We start from the raw sequence: 18,481 nt of genomic DNA on the forward strand, positions 1-18,481 counted from the left end.
ATCCGCGCCCCGGCCGGACCGTAGGGGTTCGCCACGAACCGGTCCGCGGTGAGCGCCGACTGCCCGATGTAGCCGTGCGCGAGACCGTGCCCGGCGACGTACAACTCCCCCGGCACACCGGGCGCGACCAGTTCCAGGTTCGCGTCGAGGACGTACGCGTGCTTGCCCGCGAGCGGTCCGCCGACCGGGATACTGGCCGCGCCCGCGGCCGCGCCCGGCTCGATCACGAACACCGTCGTGAACCCCATGCTCTCCGCCGGACCGTAGCCGTTCAGCAGATGCAGCTGCGGATGGCCGGCGAGGGCGCGGGCCACGTGGGCGGGCGAGGCGGCCTCTCCGGCGGTCATGGCCTCGCGGATCTCCCCGAAGACCGCGGGGTACTCGTCGAGCATGTGGTTGAAGAGGCTCGCGGACATCTGGAGGGTGGTGACGTGGTGCTTCTCCACCAGCTCCGCGACGAGGTACGGGTCGGTGTGCTGGCCGGGCTGGAGGACGCAGACGCCGCCGTGCAGCAGCGGACCGAACACCTCAAGCGCGAAGGCGTCCCAGGACACCGGGGAGCACTGGAGGAACGTCTGCTCCGGCCCGAAGGCCAGATAGTCCGGACCCACGAACGTCGCGGCCAGCGCCCGGTGCGAGGCCATCACACCCTTCGGCAGACCCGTCGAACCCGACGTGAACATCACGCAGGCCACCGACTCGGGTGAGCCGCCCGTCTCCACCGGGGCTCCCGAGAGGCCGCTGATCTCGGCGATCTCGGCCGTCAGGTCGACGACCACCGCCTCCGTGGACAGCGAGGCGAGGTGCGTCTGGGTGAGGACGGCCGCCGGCGCCACCTGCTCCAGGACGCCGTTGAGGCGCTCCACGGGGAACAGCGGGTCCAGCATCGTGTATCCGGCGCCCGCCTTCAGTACGGCGAGCAGCGCGGCCACCATCTGCGGCGAACGCTCCACGTGGACGCCCACCAGGTCACCCGGCCGCACCCCCCGGCCCGTCAGATGACGGGCCAGCCGGTTCGACCACACGTCCAGCTCCCCGTACGACACCACCTGGTCCTCGAAGACCAGCGCCGTCGCCTCCGGCGACCGCGCCGCCTGCCCCGCGAACAGGCCGTCCAGTCCGAGTCGGGGTGCCGGGGTGGCGGGTCCCGCCCATGCGGTCAGCAGCCGGTCCTCGTCGTCGCCGAGCAGGGCCAGTCGGGAGATCGGCCGGTCGGGGTCGGTGACCGCGTCGGTGAGGAGGCGGGTGAGGCGGTGCGCGACGCTCTCGGCCGTGGAGTGCTCGTAGAGGTCGGTGGCGTACTCGACGGTGATGTCGAGCCCGTCCGGGCTGCCGTCGGCCGCACGCCGCTCACCGAACGCGAACGTCAGGTCGAACTTCGCGATCCGCAGCTCCGGAGCCACGAACTCCGCCCGCAGATCGCCGAGTCCAGGCGCGCCCACCGCCGTGTCACCCACGGTGAGCATCACCTGGAACAACGGATGCCGAGAGGCCGAGCGCTCCGGATTGAGCACCTCGACCAACCGGTCGAACGGAAGGTCCTGATGAGCCCACGCGGAAAGATCCGTTTCCCGCACCCGGCCCAACACCTCACGGAAGGTGGGATCACCACCCACATCCGTCCGCAGGACCAACGTGTTGACGAAGAAGCCCACGAGATCGTCGAGAGCCTGATCCGTCCGCCCCGCGACCGGCGAACCGATCGGGACATCTGTGCCGGCGCCACACCGGGAGAGCACGGTCGCCACGGCGGCCTGGGCCACCATGAAGACGGTGGTGCCGGTCTCCCGTGCCAGCCCGGTCAGCGCCCGGTGGACCGGGGCGGGGCAGGACACGGTGAGGGTGGCGCCCTGGTAGGAGGCGACGGCGGGCCGGGGCCGGTCCGCCGGCAGCGTGGCCTCTTCGGGGAGGTCCGCCAGCGCCTGCTGCCAGTGGGCGAGTTGGGGCTGCTGCTCCGCGCCGAGGAGCTCGCGCTGCCACAGGGTGTAGTCGGCGTACTGGACCGGGAGCGGCGCCCAGTCGGGCGCGGCGCCCGCGTCGCGGGCCGTGTAGGCGCGGCCGAGGTCGGCGAAGAACGGGGCGTTCGACCAGCCGTCGGAGGCGATGTGGTGGGTCACCACCGTGAGGACGTGCTCGTCCGCCCGAAGTGTGAACAGGGCCGCGCGGATGGGGAGTTCGCAGGTCAGGTCGAAGACCTTGGCGCTCTCGTCGGCGAGCAGTCCGGGGAGCTGCTCCTCCGTCGCGGCCGTCGTGGGCAGGGGGACGTCGATGCCGTCGGCGGGGAGGACGTGCTGGTGGGCCTCGCCGTCGGTGGTGCGGAAGACGGTCCGCAGGGATTCGTGACGTCCGACGACGTCGGTGAGCGCGTGGCGCAGGGCGTCCGCGTCGAGCGCGCCGGTGAGCCGTACGGCCAGCGGGATGTTGTAGGTCGCGGACGGTCCTTCCAGCTGGTCGAGGAACCAGAGGCGCTGCTGGGCCGAGGAGAGCGGCACCCGTGCGGGGCGGTCCTGGACCGTCAGGGCGGGGCGGACCGGTTCGCCGCTGCCCGTGGCGACCAGTTCGGCGAGCTGGGCCACGGTCGGGTGCTGGAAGACGTCCCGCACGGTGATCCGGGCGCCGAGGGCGGTGCGGATCCGGCTGACCAGCCGGGTGGCGAGCAGGGAGTGCCCGCCGAGCCGCAGGAAGTGGTCGTCGACGGTGACGGAGGCCCGGCCGAGGACGTCGGCGAAGAGGCCGCAGAGCACCTCCTCGACGGGGTTGCGGGGGGCCCGTCCGTCGCTCTCGCCGGTGAGGACGGGCTGCGGCAGGGCGCGGCGGTCGAGCTTGCCGTTGCCGGTGAGGGGCAGGGCGTCCAGGACCACGAAGGCGGCCGGGACCATGTACTCGGGGAGGGCGTCGGTGGCGTGCCGGCGCAGGGCGGCCGTGTCGACCTCTCCGGTTCCGGCGCCGTCCGCCGGGGAGTTGCCGCCGTGTCCGACGAGGTAGGCGACGAGTCGCTTGTCGCCCGGCCGGTCCTCGCGGACGATCACCGCGGCCTGCGCGACCGACGGATGGGCGACGAGCGCCGACTCGATCTCGCCGGGCTCGATGCGGAAACCGCGCAGCTTGACCTGCTGGTCGGCGCGTCCCAGGTACTCGATCTCGCCGTCCCGGGACCAGCGCACCAGGTCGCCCGTGCGGTACATCCGGGAGCCGGCGGTGGGGCCGTACGGGTCGGCGACGAAGCGTTCGGCGGTCTGGGCCGGGCGGCCCAGATAGCCGCGGGCCAGTCCGGCGCCCGCGATGTACAGCTCTCCGGGGACGCCGGGGGCGACCAGGCCGAGGTGGTCGTCGAGGACGTAGAGCCGGGTGTTGTCGAGAGGGCGGCCGATGGGCAGGGCGCCGTCGTAGTCGAACGGGCGGTGGATCCGGTGGGAGGTGGCGAACGTGGTCGTCTCCGTCGGACCGTAGCCGTTCACCACGGTCAGCTCCGGGCAGGCGTCCATGACCCGGCGCACCGCCTCCGGCGGCACCACGTCACCGCCCGTCCACACCTCCCCAAGACCTCCGAACGCCCCCGGGTCCTCCTCGGCGACCAGCCGGAACAAGCCCACCGTCAGCCACAGCCCGGTGATCGACTCCTCCGTCAGGACGCCCGCGAGCGCCGCCGTGTCGAGGACGCCGGTCGGGGCGACCGCGACGGTGCCGCCGGTCAGCAGGGGGGCCCACAGCTCGTACGTCGTGGCGTCGAAGGTGTGCGGGGAGTGGAAGAGCACGCGCCCGTGGGCGGGCCTGGTCCAGCGGTGGTCCAGGGCGAGTTCGGCGACGTTGCGGTGGGTGATGGCGACGCCCTTCGGCACGCCCGTCGAGCCCGAGGTGAACATCACGTACAGCCACTGGTCGGGGTGGGTGGCGACCTCGGGCGCCGTCGTCGGGTGGGCGTCGAGCTCCGGGTCGCGGTCGAGCCCGTCGACCAGGACGATCCGGACGCCGGCCGCCTCGGTGAGGATGTCGTGGTCGGACAGCGCCGGGTCGACCAGGAGGACCGGCGCGGCCGTGTCGGCGAGGATGAGGGAGAGCCGGGAGGCCGGGTCGACCGCGTTGAGCGGGGCGTACACGCCGCCGGCCTTGGTGATGGCGAGCAGCGACAGGACGAGGTCGGGCGAGCGTTCCATGAGGACGGCGACGACGGTCTCGGGGCCGACGCCGAGCGAGCGGAGGCGGTGCGCGAAGCGGTTGGTGAGGGCGTCGACCTCGGCGTAGGTGCGGTCGACGCCGCCCTGGGTGAGGGCCACCGCGTCCGGGGTGCGGGCGGCCTGCGCCGTGAACAGCTCCGCGAGGGAGGCGTCCGGTACGGGGGTGGCGCGGCCCGTCCAGGTGTCCAGGAGCAGGGTGCGCTCGGCCCCGTCGAGCAGGTCGAGCCCGGAGAGCGGCGTGTCGGGGTGGGCGACGGCCTCGGTGAGCAGCCGGCCGAGGCGGGCGAGGAGGGCCTCGACGGTCTCGGGGTCGTACAGGTCGGTGGCGTACTCGGCGGTGATGTCGAGGCCGCCGGGGCGGCCGTCCCCGGTGAGGTGCTCGTCGAAGCCGACGGTGAGGTCGAACTTGGCGGTGCCGGTGGGCGAGTACTCGGCGCGCGTCCGGAGGCCGGGGAAGCCGGAGTCGGAGTCGGCGGCGGTGGCCGCGCCCGAGGCGGTGCCGGCCTGGACGAGGGTCAGCATGACCTGGAAGAGGGGGTGGCGGTCGCCGGTGCGCTCGGGGTTGAGGGCCTCGACGAGCCGGTCGAAGGGCAGGTCCTGGTGGGCCCAGGCCGCCAGGTCGGTGGTCCGCACCCGCTCCAGGAGCTGCCGGAACGTCGGGTCGCCGCTCACGTCGGTACGCAGGACGAGGGTGTTCACGAAGAAGCCGACCAGGTCGTCGAGCGCTTCGTCGGTGCGGCCGGCGACCGGGGAGCCGACGGGGACGTCGGTTCCCGCGCCGGAGGCGGCGAGCACGGTGGCGAGTGCCGCCTGCGCGGCCATGAAGAGGGTGGCGCCGCTCCCCCGGGCCAGTTCGACGAGGGCGGCGTGGGTGGCGGGCGGGCAGTGCAGGGTGCGGGTGTCGCCGCGGTACGAGGCGACGGCAGGGCGCGGCCGGTCCGCCGGGAGGGTGGCCTCGGCGGGGAGGCCGGCCAGCCGCTCGCGCCAGTAGGTGATCTGCCGGGCCATGACGCTGTCCTCGGCGTCGGCCTCGCCCAGGAGTTCGTGCTGCCAGAGGGTGTAGTCGGCGTACTGGATCTCCAGGGGGTCCTGTGCGGGTGCGCGGCCGTCGACGCGGGCCCGGTAGGCGTGGGCGAGGTCGCGGAGCAGCGGGGCGATGGACCAGCCGTCGGAGGCGATGTGGTGCATGACGACGAGCAGGACGTGCTCGTCGTCGGCGTGCGCGGACTGCTTCGCGAGGCGGATCAGCCGTGCCTCGACGGGCAGGTCGACGGCGAGGTCGAAGACGTGCGCCGACTCGGCGGCGAGGACGTCCGCGAGGGTCTCCTCGGTGGCCGTGAGGACGGGCAGCTCGATCCGTGCGTCGTCGGTCTCACGAATCTCCTGGCGGGGCGTGCCGTCGCGCTCCGGGTAGACGGTGCGCAGGCTCTCGTGCCGGGCGACGACGTCGCGGAGGGCCCGGGTCAGCGCCTCGGTGTCGAGGGTGCCGGTGAGGCGGAGGGCCAGCGGGATGTTGTAGGTCGCGGACGGGCCCTCCAGCTGGGCGAGGAACCACAGGCGCTGCTGGGCGTATGACAGGGGGATCACTGGGAGGCTCCCATCCGGCGCATCGGCCGCAGCTTGGGTCGCGCGGTCTCGGCGCGGTCGAGTCGCTCGGCCAGGGCGGCCACGTTCGGGTTCTCGAAGAGGGCGGGGACCGGGAGTTCGGCCCCGAGGGCGGTGCGGATCCGGCTGACGAGCCGGGTGGCGAGCAGGGAGTGCCCGCCGAGGCGGAAGAAGTCGTCGTCGACGGTGACGGAGGGGACGCCGAGGACGTCGGCGAACAGGCCGCACAGGACTTCCTCGCGCGGGTTGCGGGGCTGCCGGCCGCCGCTCTCGCCGGTCAGCACGGGCTGCGGCAGGGCGCGGCGGTCGAGCTTGCCGTTGCCGGTGAGGGGCAGGGCGTCCAGGACCACGAAGGCGGCCGGGACCATGTAGTCGGGGAGGAGTCCGTCGGCGTGGCCGCGGAGCTGTTCGGGGTCGGGGGTGGTGCCGTCGGGTCCGACGAGGTAGGCGACGAGTCGCTTGTCGCCCGGCCGGTCCTCGCGGACGATCACCGCGGCCTGCGCGACCGACGGATGGGCGACGAGCGCCGACTCGATCTCGCCGGGCTCGATGCGGAAGCCGCGCAGCTTGACCTGCTGGTCGGCGCGTCCCAGGTACTCGATCTCGCCGTCCCGCGACCAGCGCACCAGGTCGCCCGTCCGGTACATCCGGGAGCCCGGCGGTCCGTAGGGGTCGGCGACGAACCGTTCGGCGGTGAGGGCGGACCGGTCGAGATAGCCCTGGGCGAGTCCCGTACCCGCGATGTACAGCTCGCCCTGGACGCCGGCGGGCAGCAGGCCGAGGTGGTCGTCGAGGACGTAGAGGCGGGTGTTGTCCAGGGGGCGGCCGATGGGCAGGGCGCCGTCGTAGTCGAACGGGCGGTGGATCCGGTGGGAGGTGGCGAACGTGGTCGTCTCCGTCGGACCGTAGCCGTTCACCACGGTCAGCTCCGGGCAGGCGTCCATGACCCGGCGCACCGCCTCCGGCGGCACCACGTCACCACCCGTCCACACCTCCCCAAGACCCTTGAAGGCCGCCGGGTCCTCCTCGGCGACCAGCCGGAACAAGCCCACCGTCAGCCACAGACCCGTGATCGACTCCTCCGTCAGCACCTTCGCCAGCGCCGCCGTGTCGAGCAGGCCGGGCGGGGCCACGACGAGGGTGCCGCCGGACAGCAGGGGCGCCCACAGCTCGTACGTCGTCGCGTCGAAGGCGAGCGGGGAGTGCAGCAGGACGCGGCGGTGGGCGCCGCCGGCGAACCGGGCGTCGGCGGCGAGTTCGGCGACGTTGCGGTGGGTGACGGCGACGCCCTTCGGCACGCCCGTCGAGCCCGAGGTGAACATCGCGTAGGCGAGCTGCTCGGGGTGGACCTCGACCTCGGGGGCCGTGTCCGGCAGCTCCCGGACGTCCGCCCCCGTGACCGTCAGGACCCGTGCGCCCGCCGGGAGTTCGAGGTCCACTCGGGCCCGGTCGGTGAGGAGCAGGCTCGGGCCGGACATCCGTACGATCAGCTCGATGCGGTCCGCCGGGTAGCGGGTGTCGAGCGGGACGTACACCGCGCCCGCCTTCACCACGGCGAGGATCGACACGACGGCTTCCAGGGAGCGTTCCAGGAAGAGGATCACACGCGATCCGGGGCGCACGCCCTCGCCGATCAGGCGGTGGGCCAGCCGGTTGGCGCGCCGGTCCAGTTCCGCGTACGTCAGCCGCTCGCCCGCGAGCGTGACGGCGACGGCGTCCGGGGTACGGGCGACCTGCGCGGCGAACAGCTCGGGCAGCGCGGCGGCGGAGCGGGGCCGGCGGGCGCCGTGCCAGGTGTCGAGGAGCCGGGTGCGCTCGTCGGCCGCCAGGACGTCGAGGTCCCCGATCGGGACGTCGGGGGAGTCGGCCGCCGCTTCGAGGAGCCTGACCAGGCGGGCGGTGACGGCCGAGACGCCGGCCGCCTCGTAGAGGTCGGTGGCGTACTCGACGGTGATGCCGAGGCCGGCCGGGGCGCCGTCGGCCGTCCGGTGCTCGTGGAAGGTGAACGTGAGGTCGAACTTGGCGATGTCGAGCGCCGTGAACTCCGACTCGGCGCGCAGACCGGGGAGATGCGGTACGGGGCCGGCCGCGTCGGTGACCGACAGCATGACCTGGAAGAGGGGGTGGCGGGCGGCGGACCGCTCGGGGTTGAGGGTCTCCACCAGCCGGTCGAAGGGCACGTCCTGGTGGGCCCAGGCCGCCAGGTCGGTGGCCCGCACCCGCTCCAGGAGCTCCCGGAACGTCGGGTCGCCGCTCACGTCGGTGCGCAGCACCAGGGTGTTCACGAAGAAGCCGACCAGGTCGTCGAGGGCCTCGTCGGTCCGTCCGGCGACCGGGGAGCCGAGCGGGATGTCCGCGCCGGCGCCGGAGCGGGAGAGGAGGACGGCGGTGGCCGCCTGCGCCACCATGAAGAGCGTCGTGCCGTTCTCGCGGGCCAGCCGGGTGAGCGCGCCGTGCAGGTCGGCGGGGCACTGGACGGTGAGGGAGGCGCCCCGGTACGAGGCGGTCGCGGGGCGCGGCCGGTCGGCGGGAAGCGTGACCTCCTCGGGGAGCCGGTCGAGGGCCGTCCGCCAGTGGTCGAGCTGCCGCTCCTCGTCGGCGGCGAGCAGGGCCTGCTGCCAGAGCGCGTAGTCGGCGTACTGGACGGGCAGCGGCTCCCAGGCGGGGGCCGCGCCCTGGACGCGGGCCGTGTAGGCGGTGCCGAGGTCCCGCATGAGGGGCGTGTTCGACCAGCCGTCGGAGGCGATGTGGTGGGTGACGAGGAGCAGCACGTGCTCGTCGTCCGCGAGCCGCACCAGGTCGGCCCGGACGGGGAGTTCGCGGGCCAGGTCGAAGGTCGTGGCGGACAGGTCGCGCAGGACGGCGGCCAGTGCGTCGCGGGTCGCCGGGATGACCGGCAGCTCGGGGCGGGCCTCGGCGGCCGGCACGACGACCTGGTGGGGGGTGCCCTGCTCGGCGGGGAAGAGCGTGCGGAGTGCCTCGTGGCGGCCGACGACGTCGGCCAGGGCGAGCCGCAGCGCGTCGACGTCGAGGAGGCCGGTGAGGCGGACGGCGAGGGGGATGTTGTAGGTGGCCGAGGCGCCTTCCAGCTGGGCGAGGAACCAGAGCCGGCGCTGGGCGGCCGAGAGCGGCACCCGCGCGGGCCGCTCGCCCGCCACGAGGGCCGGGCGCCGGCCCTGGCCCTCGGCGCCGGGGTCGGCGAGGAAGGCGGCGAATCCGGCGACGGAGGGGCAGCGGAAGAGGTCCCGCACGGAGACCTGTGCGCCCAGGGTGTGCCGGATGCGGCTGACCAGCCGGGTGCCGAGCAGGGAGTGTCCGCCGAGGCGGAAGAAGTCGTCGTCGATGGAGACGGCGGGCAGGCCGAGGGCGTCGGCGAAGAGTCCGCAGAGGACCTCCTCGACGGGGGTGCGGCCCTGCCGGCCGCCGGGCCCGGTGCCGAGCCTCGGCGCGGGCAGGGCGCGGCGGTCGAGCTTGCCGTTGGCGGTCAGCGGGAGGACGTCGAGCTCGACGAACGCGGAGGGGACCATGTACTCGGCGAGTCGCCCGGCGGTGTGCCTCCGCAGGCTCTCGGTGTCGGCGCGGGTCCCCGGTGCGGGGACGACGTAGGCGACGAGGCGCTTGTCGCCGGGCCGGTCCTCGCGGACGACCACCGCGGCCTGCGCCACCGAGTCGTGGGCGAGGAGAGCCGTCTCGATCTCACCCAGTTCGATGCGGAAACCGCGGAGCTTCACCTGCTGGTCCGCACGCCCCTCGAAGACGATCTCACCGTACTCGTTCCACCGGGCCAGGTCGCCCGTCCGGTACATCCGCTCCCCCGCCGGACCGAACGGATCCGCCACGAACCGCTCGGCACTGAGCGCCGCACGGCCCACATAGCCCTCGGCCAGGTGGCTGCCGGCGACGTACAGCTCGCCGACCACCCCGGGAACGACCGGTCGCAGCCCCGCGTCCAGGACGTACATCCGGGTGTTGGCCATCGGCACACCCAGGTGAAGGCGCTCCACGACCCGCTCGGCGGGCCCGAAGGCCTGGTAGCTGCAGAACACCGTGGATTCGGTGGGCCCGTAGGCGTGCACCACGGACGTGTCCGGGCAGGAGTCGAGCACCCGGCGCAGGGCCGGGGCGGACAGGACGTCGCCTCCGGTCCAGATCTCCCGCAGACCGGTGAGCGACTCGACCGCCTCCGACGCCATCGCGTCGAAGAGGGCCGTGGTGAAGTAGACCGCCGAGATGCGCTGCTCCACGATGGCCCGGGCCAGCTCGCCGATGTCGACCTTCGGCGCGCTCAGCACCACCGCGGTCCCGCCGCTCAGCAGCGGCACCCAGAGTTCGTACGTGGACGAGTCGAAGGCGAGCGGCGAGTAGGCGAGCACCCGACGATGCCGCTCCCCGGAACTGGAATCCGCACCCGAGCCCGAACCCCACCACGGGTCCAGCGCCAGCTCCACGACGTTCCGATGGGTGTTCGCCACCCCCTTCGGCACCCCGCTCGAACCCGACGTGTACATCACGTACGCCAACTGGTCCGGGTGGACGGCCGGTTCGGGAGCGGGGACGTCCGTCTGAGCGAGGAGGGCCTTCAGGTCGGGAGCCGGCAGCGTGTCCAGGCCCCGGGCGAACCCGACGTCCTGGGCGGGGCGGTCGGTGACGAGGAGCGGCGCTCCCGTGTCGGCGAGGATGAACGCGAGCCGGTCCTCCGGCTGGCGGGGGTCCAGCGGCACATAGGCGCCGCCCGCCTTGAGGACGGCGAGGGCCGCGACCACGAACTCCGCCGAGCGGTCGAGGAGGAGACCCACCGCGCCACCGGGCCGGACTCCGTGCGAGGCGAGTCGGGCGGCGAACGCGTCCGACGCGCGGTCGAGGTCACGGTACGTCGTCTCCCGCTCCCCGCACACCAGCGCCACGGCGTCCGGCGTCCTCGCGGCCTGGGCGGCGAACAGCTCGTGCAGTGCGCCCTCGGGGAGCCGTACGGCGGTGTCGTTGTAGTCGGCGAGCAGGTGGCGGCGCTGGGTCTCGGAGAGCAGCTCGATGTCCGCGACCCTGACGTCCGGGTCGGCGACGACGGCGTCCAGGACGCGGAGCAGCCGCTCGCCCGCCGCCTCGACGGCCTCGGGGTCGTACAGGTCGGTGGCGTACTCCAGGACGATGTCGAGACCGTGGGGGTGGCCGAGGCGGTCGCGGTGCTCGTAGAAGTTGACGGTGAGGTCGAACTTGGCGATGCCCGCACTCAGTTGACGGGTCTCGGCGCGGACGCCCGGCAGCCGGGGCGTGGCCTCGGCGGCCTCGGCCAGGGTGAGCATGACCTGGAAGAGGGGGTGGCGGCCGGCGGACCGCTCGGGGTTGAGGGCCTCCACGAGCCGGTCGAAGGGCAGGTCCTGGTGTGCCCAGGCGCCGAGGTCGGTCTCCCTGACCCGGTCGAGGAGTTCACGGAAGGTCGGGTCGCCCGAGGCGTCGGTCCGCAGGACGAGGGTGTTGACGAAGAACCCGACCAGGTCCTCCAGGGCCTCGTCGGTGCGCCCCGCGACGAGCGAGCCGAGGGGGATGTCGGTGCCCGCCCCGGCGCGGGACAGCAGGGCCACGGTGGCGGCCTGCGCCACCATGAACATGGTCACCCCGTGCTCCCCGGCCAGGGTGCTGAGGGCCTGGTGGGTCTCCGCCGGGCAGTGCACGGTGTGGGTGGCGCCCCGGTAGGAGGCCACGACCGGGCGGGGCCGGCCGGTGGGCAGCGTCACCTCGGCGGGCAGCCGGTCGAGCGCCTGCCGCCAGTGGGCGAGCTGGCTCTCCTCCTGGTCGGCGAGCAGCTCCCGCTGCCAGAGGGAGTAGTCCGCGTACTGGGCCGGCAGCGGCTCCCAGGCGGGCGCCGCGCCCTGGACGCGGGCCGTGTAGGCGGCGCCGAGGTCCCGCATGAGGGGCGTGTTCGACCAGCCGTCGGAGGCGATGTGGTGGAGGACGAGGACGAGGACGCTCCGGGTCGGCGCGAGTTCGAGGAGGACGGCGTGCAGGGGCAGGTCGGCGGCGAGGTCGAAGAGGTGCCCCGCCTCCTCCGCGAGCCGGGCGGGCAGCTCGTCCTCGGTGACGGCGGCGACCGTGAGCGGCACGGTGAACTGCCCGGGCTCGGCGATGTGCTGGCGGGGCTCGTCGCCGACCACCGGGTAGCTGGTCCTGAGCACCTCGTGGCGGGCGATCACGTCGGCGAGCGCCTCCCGCAGTACGTCCGGGTCGACGGCGCCGGTGAGGTGGACGGCGAACGGGATGGTGTAGGTGGCCGAGGGGCCCTCCATCTGGTCGAGGAACCAGAGGCGGCGCTGGGCGGCGGAGAGCGGGAGGTGGTCGTCGGACCGGTCGGCGGCGGTGAGCGCGGGGCGCGGGGCCCCTCCGGCGCCGGCGGTGATCAGCCGGGCGAGGCCGGCGACGGTCGGGTGGAGGAAGAAGTCGCGCAGGGAGAGTTCGGTGGCGAGGGCGGTGCGGACGCGGCCGACGAGGCGGGTGGCGAGCAGGGAGTGTCCGCCGAGGCGGAAGAAGTCGTCGTCGAGGGAGACGGCGGGCTCGCCGAGGGCGTCGGCGAAGAGCCCGCAGAGGACCTCCTCGACGGGGTTGCGCGGGGCCCGGCCGTCGCCCTCGCCGCGCGCCACGGGCTGCGGCAGGGCGCGGCGGTCGAGCTTGCCGTTGGCGGTCAGGGGAAGGGCGGCGAGCGAGACGAAGGCGGAGGGGACCATGTACGCGGCGAGGCGGTCGGTGCTGTGGCGGTGGAGGGCCTCGGTGTCGACGCGGGTGTCGAGGGCGGGGACGACGTAGGCGACGAGGCGCTTGTCGCCGGGCCGGTCCTCGCGGACGACCACCGCGGCCTGCGCCACCGACTCATGGGCGAGGAGAGCCGTCTCGATCTCACCCAGTTCGATGCGGAAACCGCGGAGCTTCACCTGCTGGTCCGCACGCCCCTCGAAGACGATCTCGCCGTACTCGTTCCACCGGGCCAGGTCGCCCGTCCGGTACATCCGCTCCCCCGCCGGACCGAACGGATCCGCCACGAACCGCTCGGCACTGAGCGCCGCACGGCCCACATAGCCCTCGGCCAGATGACTGCCGGCGACGTACAGCTCGCCGACGACACCCGCCGCGACCGGTCGCAGGTCCTCGCCGAGGACGTACATCCGGGTGTTGGCCATCGGGACACCCAGGTGAAGGCGCTCCACCACCCGCTCACCCAACCCGAAGGCCTGGTAGCTGCAGAACACCGTGGACTCCGTCGGACCGTACGCGTGCACCACGGACGTGTCCGGGCAGGAGTCGAGCACCCGGCGCAGGGCCGGGGCGGACAGGACGTCGCCTCCGGTCCAGATCTCCCGCAGACCGGTGAGCGACTCGACCGCCTCCGACGCCATCGCGTCGAAGAGGGCCGTCGTGAAGTACACCGCGGTGATGCCCTGCCGGGTGATCTCCCGCGCCAGCTCGGCGATGTCCACCTTCGGCGCCGCCAGCACCACCGCCGTACCGCCGCTCAGCAGCGGCACCCACAGCTCGTACGTGGACGAGTCGAAGGCCAGCGGCGAGTACGCGAGCACCCGACGGTGCCGCTCCCCCGCACCCGAACCCGAGCCCGAGCCCCACCACGGGTCCAACGCCAGCTCCACGACGTTCCGATGGGTGTTCGCAACCCCCTTCGGCACCCCGCTCGAACCCGACGTGTACATCACGTACGCCAGCTGGTCCGGGTGGACGGGCACGTGGAGGGCCTCCGACTCGTCCCACTCCGGATCCGTCACGTCCTCCGAGAGCCGCACCACCGGCAGGTCGCCGGCGAAGGCCACGTCCTGCGGGTCGCGGTCGGTGAGGAGGAGGACGGCCCCGGTGTCGGCGAGGATGAACGCGAGCCGGTCCTCCGGCTGACGCGGGTCGAGCGGCACGTACGCGCCACCCGCCTTGAGGACGGCGAGCATCGCGACGACGTAGGCGAGGGAACGGTCCTGGAAGAGACCGACGCCGTCGCCGGGGCGGACCCCGCGCTCCCGCAGCCGGTGTCCCAGCGCGGTGGCGGCCGAGTCCAGCTCGCGGTAGGTGAGTTCGCGTTCCCCGCACACCAGGGCCACGGCGTCCGGCGTCCGTGCGGCCTGGGCGGCGAACAGCTCGTGCAGCGCGCCCTCGGGGAGCCGCACGGCGGTGCTGTTGTACGCGTCGATGTCGACGGCGGGAGCCTGGACGGGGTGCTGGTGAGACATCTTCTCGACACCATTCTCGAAGGTTCGGGCGGATACGGGTCTCGCGGCGTGCCGGACGTCCCGTACGGCCACGACTGGGAATCGCGTGTGTGGTGCTGAGGCGGACCGGGCCGGAGAGGGCCCCGGACGGACCTGGCGGGCCGCTAGGCGGCGCCGGGCGCCGCCGGTCCCCGCTCCCACCGGCCCGGCAGGAGCAGGTCCTCCGGGTCCAGGGCGTTCACGTGGTACTTGCCGACCGCGCTGGTCAGCATGCGCAGTTCGAGGGCGAGGGCCTCGACGAGCCGGGTCAGTCCCGCCTCGCGGTCCTCGTCGACGGCGAGCAGCGCGGCCCGGCCGAGGCCGACGGCGCGGGCGCCGAGGGCGAGGGCCTTGACGGCGCGGGTGCCCTCCCACATGCGTCCGCTGGCGAGGAGGCAGTGATCGGTGCGGCCGACGCGGCGCAGGCAGTCGGCGAGCGGCAGGCCGACGTGGGTGAGGAAGCCGGTCGGGGCCCAGGCCGTGCCGCCCTCGGCGCCGTCGACGGTCACGGAGTCCGCGCCCGCCGCCCAGGCGGTGGCGGCGGCGTGGGCCACGTCGCGGCCGGGGTGGAGCTTCACCCACACCCGGGCGCGGGGGAAGTTGTTGCGCATGAGGCGGATCTGCTGGCGCAGGATCTCCTCGGTGAAGGTGCCGGGGCTGGCGACCCGGAGCACCCGGTCGCTGCCGGCGCCGAACACCTCGTCGAGAGCGTACTGTTCGGCGACCTGGCCCGCGGTCTCCCGGTCCAGGAGGGTGAGTCCGCCGAGGCCGGGCTTGGCGCCCTGGCCGACCTTGAGCTCGAAGGCGAGGCGGCCGGTGGCGAGCAGGGGCTCGGTGACCGGGTCGCTGTAGACGAGGTTCCACACCTCGGCGTCGGCATCCTCGGTGGACTGCTGGACGACGACGCCGCCGTGCTCGTCGTCGGCCGCCGCGGCGTAGGCGGCGATCCGGCCGAGGAGCGGGGAGGCGCCGGACTCGGCCGCGCTGCGGTAGCCGTTGACGGGGACGACGTTCTCGCCGATGACCAGCGGGATGCCGAGTGCTCCGGCCTGCCGTCCGGCGGCCTCCCCGAGGTCGTGGCTGGCGACCTGGGTGGATCCGAAGGCCGACACGTACAGGGGCAGTCGGCTGGTGAACCCACCGATGACGGTGCCGAGTTCGACGTCGCTGTAGAGGGGTTCGCGGGCGAGGTCGATGAGCTTCTTCAGCCGGTCGGGCATGAAGACGGGCGGCACGATCCGGATCTGCTCCAGCACGTCGGCCGGGTCGTGCGGGGTCCGGTCGGCGGCCGGGCCGGGGGCGGCGCCGAGCAGTCCGGTGCCGTAGCCCGCCTCGGCCGGGAAGACCGCCCCGGCGCCGTGCCGGGCGCGCTGCCGGACCTGCGCCTCGGGGAAGCCGTCCGCGACGAGTGCCGTGCTCACGCGGACACCACCCCGGGGAGCTTCGGGTAGGCGCTGGCCTGCCAGGCGGCCTGTCGGCCGGTGACGTAGCGGGTGAAGCGCTCCAGGCCGATGCCGAAGCCGGAGCTGGCGGGGATGCCCCGGCGGGCGAGGTCCAGGTACCAGCCGTACTTGGCGGGGTTCTCGCCGGTCTCCCGCATGCGGGTGACGAGGGTGGCGTAGTCGTGCTCCCGCTCGCTGCCGCTGGCGAGCTCGCCGTAGCCCTCGGGGGCGATGAGGTCGAAGTTCCGCAGCACGCCCGGCTGTTCGGCGTTCTCCTTGTCGTAGAAGCCGCGCGAGCCCTTGGGGTAGTCGGTGATGAAGAAGGGGCGGTCGGCGCGGGCGGAGACGATCTCCTCGGCCTGCCAGTCGATCTCGGCGGCGGGGTCCTGGGGGTGGCCGAGGCCGATCAGCTCGGCGGTGGCCGCCTGGTGGCCGACGCGCCCGAAGGCGCCCGCGAAGACCTCGCGGAGGGCGTCGGTGTCCCGGCCGAGCAGGTCGAGTTCGGCGGGCATACGGGTGAGGACCTCGGCGATGACATGGCCGACGAGCTGCTCGGCGAGGTCCATGGCGTCCTCGCGGCGGGCGTCCCGGATCTCGACGTCGATCTGGTGGAACTCGGCGAGGTGGCGGTGCGTGACGGCCGTCTCGAGGGGTTCGAGGCGGACGTTGGGGGCGATGTAGAAGATCTTGTCGAAGGCGAGGAGCGAGGCCTGCTTGTAGAGGATCGCGCTCGTCATCATCTTGTACTTGTGGCCGTAGAAGTCGACGTCCACCTGCTTGGAGCCCCGGATGCCGGGGTCGGTGACCGGGCCGATGATGGGCGGCAGCAGCTCCTGGAAGCCGCGGCCGGTCAGGAAGGCGCGGGTGGCGGCGAGCATCTGGCTCTGCACGCGCAGGGTGGCCCGGGTCAGCGGGTCGGTCAGGTGCGCGTCGGGCGACGCCGGGAACGGCAGGAGCGCCTCGTCCACGGCCTCGGCGATGATGGCGGTCACGGTCATACCTCCTGGAGGAGAGGGACGTCGGCGGAACTGGTGCCGGCGTCCTCGGTGCGGGTGTCGGGGTGGTCGTAGCGGCGCTGGACGAAGGTCAGCGCGTCGTGGAGTCCGGTCGCGGTCAGCCGGGCGCCGCTGCGTCCGGCGACCCGCCCGATGGGCATGGCCCCGATGTTCGACCAGGTCAGACGGCCGTCCGCGTCGATGTGGCTGCGCGAGCGGCCGGCGTTGTCGGGGTGCAGGCAGTAGGGGACGTCCAGGTAGCCGCGCTCGAAGGCCTTCAGGAGCGCGCTGCCGGGGTCGGTGTGCAGGTCGAGCACGGCGTCGACGAGGGCGCGGGCCTCCGCGTACACGGGGTTGGCGGACCCGTCGTCGTCCTCGGCGCCCGTGGTCGCGGCGGCCCGGCGGGCCGACTCCGCCGCGATGCGCAGGGCCCGGACGTTCTCGGCGACCGTCGGGATGCGGTGGGCCTCGGCGGCCGTCTTCACGATGAGCCGCTGCGCCCCCGCGCGGACCGCCAGGTCGGCGGAGTCGGCGAGGAGGGCGTGGGCGCCGGGGGTGGTCCGCGGGTACACGCCCATGTAGGTGTAGACGACGACGTGCCAGTCGGTGTCCGGGAGGAGTTCGGCCGCGAGCCGGCGCAGGGCGCGGATCGCCTGCCGGTCCTGCTCGGGGCTGGTCTGCTGGGCGTAGCTGAGCGAGACGGAGCGCAGTCCGGCGCGGTGGAAGAAGACGCCCTCCAGGGCGCTGAGGGCCACGAGCAGTCCCGGCGGGCAGAGCTGGCCGAGCATGCAGCCGCCGAAGCTCTCCAGGTGGGGTTCGGCCCCGTCGGCGCGCAGGGCGGCCAGCCGCTCGCAGGTCTCCCGCCAGTTGCGGACCGAGTCGACGAGCGGTGTGCGTCCGTACGGCAGGCAGTAGGAGACGGGGCCGCCCTCGGTCGCGGTGAGGCCGAGGCGGGCGAGCGCGGCGACGATCCGCTGCGGGCTCGCCGAGCCGTGCCGGACCTGCACGGGGAAGGTGTCGTCCGCGAGTCCGTCCAGGACCCACCGCGAGGTGCCCGGACTGTACGAGGTGATCGGGTAGCCGTTGAGGGGGATGCCCTCGCCCAGCGCCCGGACGGCCGAGGGCTCGTCGCAGACCCGGGTGTAGCTGTCGATGGTGAGGGTGCCGGCGACGGCGTCCGTGGCGGCCTTGGTGGCCGCGAGCCCGCTCCTCATCCGGGCGGGCGCGGAGAAGCCCATGCGGGGCTGGACCACGAGGGCGCCCCTCGCGTGGGCGGCGGCCACGAACCGGCCGAAGGAGGTCACCCTGCCACCCCTTCGAGAGTCCCGTCGGCCGGGAGGTCGGCGGCCGGGCCGCGTTCCGCGTCGAGCCGGGCGACGAACGCCTCGAAGGCGCCGAGGCCCGCGTCCTGGCCCTGCTCCGGGCCGTCCTGGAAGACCGCGTCGAAGCCGGCCTCGCGCAGCCGGCGGCCGTGCCCGGCGCGCTGCTCGGCGCCGAGGACGCCCAGCTTGCCGCCGATGACGGCCGGCAGGCCGGCGAGTTCCCAGCGCGAGCGGATCGCCCGGATGAGCTGTTCGGCGTCCTGGAAGCCGTGCCCGTTGACCGTGCTGACGACCAGCAGGTCGGGCTGGTACTTGCCGCAGGACTCGACGATCTCGTCCTGGGGGACGCACGGGCCCAGGTTGACGACGTGGTGCCCGAGGTCCTCGATCAGCAGCTGGATGAATACGAGATTCCAGGTGTGCGCATCGGACGGCAGTCCGGTGACAACGACGTCCAGCGGCCCGGATCGCTCCCGGGACGCCCATTCCGCAGTCTGCATCATCACTTCGTCCACATCGTGGGGTGACAAGTGGGAGAAGGAGGTCCTGGATCGCTCGGAACGTCCCTTCGGCATCGATCGTAGGAACGCGGAACCCCGCCGACCGGCGCCCCGGGCGGCAGCCCGCCCGCGCCCGCGACCTTCGGCCGGCCCGGGGTCCCGCGCCCTATACGAGGACGCGCGACACCTCGTTGGCGCGGGTGACGGC

At 73.8% G+C, this 18,481-nt stretch carries 6 protein-coding genes; all 6 read right to left on the bottom strand.

Annotated features, from left to right (window positions below; translation table 11 throughout):
• A partial coding sequence (locus EAO70_RS04960; protein WP_148001791.1) for a non-ribosomal peptide synthetase occupies window positions 1-5,762 on the bottom strand: 5,762 nt, incomplete at its 3' end.
• Entirely contained in the window at window positions 5,759-13,996 is an 8,238-nt protein-coding gene (locus EAO70_RS04965) for a non-ribosomal peptide synthetase (protein WP_148001792.1), read from the bottom strand. The genes EAO70_RS04960 and EAO70_RS04965, both read right to left, overlap by 4 nt.
• A gap of 143 nt (window positions 13,997-14,139) precedes the next feature.
• A complete protein-coding gene (locus EAO70_RS04970; RefSeq protein WP_148001793.1) occupies window positions 14,140-15,435 on the bottom strand; it encodes a glutamate synthase-related protein in 1,296 nt (431 codons plus the stop codon).
• The gene (locus tag EAO70_RS04975) at window positions 15,432-16,454 is read right to left on the bottom strand and encodes an asparagine synthetase A (RefSeq protein ID WP_148001794.1); all 1,023 of its coding nucleotides are present in this window, start codon (window positions 16,452-16,454) and stop codon (window positions 15,432-15,434) included. The genes EAO70_RS04970 and EAO70_RS04975 overlap by 4 nt, the downstream gene beginning before the upstream one ends.
• Entirely contained in the window at window positions 16,451-17,755 is a 1,305-nt protein-coding gene (locus EAO70_RS04980; protein ID WP_148001795.1) for a methylaspartate mutase, read from the bottom strand. The genes EAO70_RS04975 and EAO70_RS04980 overlap by 4 nt, the downstream gene beginning before the upstream one ends.
• The gene (locus EAO70_RS04985) at window positions 17,752-18,276 is read right to left on the bottom strand and encodes a cobalamin B12-binding domain-containing protein (RefSeq protein WP_261992670.1); all 525 of its coding nucleotides are present in this window, start codon (window positions 18,274-18,276) and stop codon (window positions 17,752-17,754) included. Before EAO70_RS04985 ends, EAO70_RS04980 begins: the two co-directional genes overlap by 4 nt.
• Between the last annotated feature and the right edge of the window lie 205 nt (window positions 18,277-18,481).

It is taken from the genome of Streptomyces sp. adm13(2018) (assembly GCF_008042145.1).
GTDB lineage: Bacteria > Actinomycetota > Actinomycetes > Streptomycetales > Streptomycetaceae > Streptomyces.

Excerpts from the sequence above, each read along its gene's own strand:
- EAO70_RS04965 (WP_148001792.1), bottom strand. The coding sequence starts at position 13,996 with ATGTCTCACCAGCACCCCGTCCAGGCTCCCGCCGTCGACATCGACGCG.
- EAO70_RS04975 (WP_148001794.1), bottom strand. The coding sequence starts at position 16,454 with ATGACCGTGACCGCCATCATCGCCGAGGCCGTGGACGAGGCGCTCCTG.
- EAO70_RS04985 (WP_261992670.1), bottom strand. The coding sequence starts at position 18,276 with ATGATGCAGACTGCGGAATGGGCGTCCCGGGAGCGATCCGGGCCGCTG.